This is a genomic window from Rhodococcus sp. P14 (genome assembly GCF_000256505.1).
Classification (GTDB): domain Bacteria; phylum Actinomycetota; class Actinomycetes; order Mycobacteriales; family Mycobacteriaceae; genus Rhodococcus; species Rhodococcus ruber.
In genome coordinates, this window is sequence record NZ_AJFC01000223.1 from 1 (window position 1) to 1941 (window position 1941).

Below are 1941 nucleotides of genomic sequence, written 5' to 3' on the forward strand. Positions count from 1 at the left end.
TCCGTGGTGACACCGGATTCCGGCACCGTGGTGACACCGGAGGCGTCCCGTGCCAGCACGGTGGTGCCCACGCCGACGCGGGAGGAGACTGAGACGGTCCGGGAGGAGGCCGGGGTGCGGCAACGAGTGATCCAGCTACTCGTCGTGGTCACTGCGGTGCTGGTCGCGGCGATCGCCGCCACGGTGGACCGGTCGCCGACGGGACTGCGGGATCCGGCGCGCACGCTCCTGCTCGGGCCGCGCGAGTCCTTCGCCGCCGCCGAGGGCCCGTTCCTCCCGGTGTTCGGGCCGACCGAACTGGGGCTGTTCCTCGGCGCCGGTGTGGCGTTCGTCGTGGCCGGGGCGATCGCATGGAACACCCGCCCGCACGACCTGACCGGTCCTCTCATCCTCATGGCCGGCCTGCTGTGGTTCCTCGGCGGTCTGCGGCGCTCCGGCGAACCCGTGGCCTTCACCGTCGGCGCGGTGGCGACGAACCTGTACCTACCCGTCCTGCTCCAGGCCCTCGTGGGATTCCCGACCGGTCGGCTGGAACGACCGTGGCAACGCCTGTTCGTCGGAGCCGCCTGGATCCTCGCCACCGTCGGCATCGTGGCCGAGTGGCTGTTCTTCGATCCGCGGACCGCACCCGCGGCATCCCCGTCGACATCGACGAATCTACTTCTCCTGCGCGATGATCCGTCCCTCGCGCGGACCGTGCAGCTCGTCGTCGGGTTCTGCGCGTTCCTGATCGTGGTGACGCTCGTGGTGGTGGTGATCGTGCGCTGGCGTTCGGGGTCGCCCGCGTACCGGTCGGGATTCGCACCGCTCGGGGTCGCATACGGCCTCTCGGCGGTGATCACACTCGCCGTGCTCTCCAGCGCGGTGAACCTGCCCTGGTCGCCCCCGACCTGGGTGCTCAACCTGCGCTACCCGGCCACGGCGTTGTTCCCGCTCGCGGTCGCGATCGGCCTACTCCGGTACCGGCTCGCCCGAGCTGCGGTCAGCGACGCGATGGTCGAGATCGGCACCGCGCCGCTCGGTGCCGGGTTCGTCGACGCGCTCCGACGCGCCGTGCACGACCCGAGCCTGGTGCTGTGGACGTACGTCCCGGAGCGGGCGGCGTACGTCGATCCGGACGGTGCGGTGCGTGCTCTGCCCCGCCGCTCGGATCCCCGGGCGGCGACCGTCCTCGAGCGCGCCGGCACACCGGTCGGCGCGCTGGTGTACGACCCGTCGCTCGAGACGCAACCCGAGCTGCTCGCCGCGGTCCGCAGCGCCACCGGCCTGGCCCTCGAGCACGAGCGGCTGCACGCGGACCTGCAGCTCCGGCTCGACGAGGTGCGGCGCTCCCGCGAACGGATCGTCACGGCCGGTGACGTCCAGCGCCGGCGCCTCGAGCGCGACCTGCACGACGGTGCGCAGCAGCGTCTCGTCGCCGCGTCGCTGCTGCTGCGCCGTGCACAGCGTGCCGGGGACGAGCCGACCCTGCGGCGGCTGCTCGCGGACGGTGCCGCCGAACTCGACGTCGCGCTGCGGGAACTGCGAGAGCTCGCCAGAGGCGTGTATCCGGCGGTGCTCACCGAGCGCGGACTCGCGGCGGCGCTGCGCTCACTGGCCGAGCGGGCACCCGTGCCCGTGGACATCGACGACGCGCTCGGCGAACGCCCCTCGGCCCCCGTCGAACTCGCCGCGTACCTCATCGGCGCGGAGGCCGTCACCAACGCCGGTAAGCACTCCGGGGCCACCGCCGTCCGGATCGGCCTGCACCGGACGGGCGACATGCTGCGTATGACGATCGGGGACAACGGGTGCGGTGGCGCGCGGCCGACGCCCGGCGGGGGGCTCGACGGGCTGCGCGATCGGACGGCCGCGCTCGGCGGCGAGTTCGTCCTCGACAGCCCCGAGGGCGGCGGCACGACCGTCGACGTCACCCTGCCGTTCCGCGTCGACGCCGGGTCC

General features: G+C 73.4%; 1 protein-coding gene. It reads left to right on the plus strand.

The genetic code is table 11. The annotated features are described in order from the left end of the window. Window positions 1-144 precede the first annotated feature (144 nt). On the plus strand, window positions 145-1941 hold a 1797-nt coding region (locus tag OEY_RS0115620; protein ID WP_237713756.1), incomplete at its 3' end, for a sensor histidine kinase.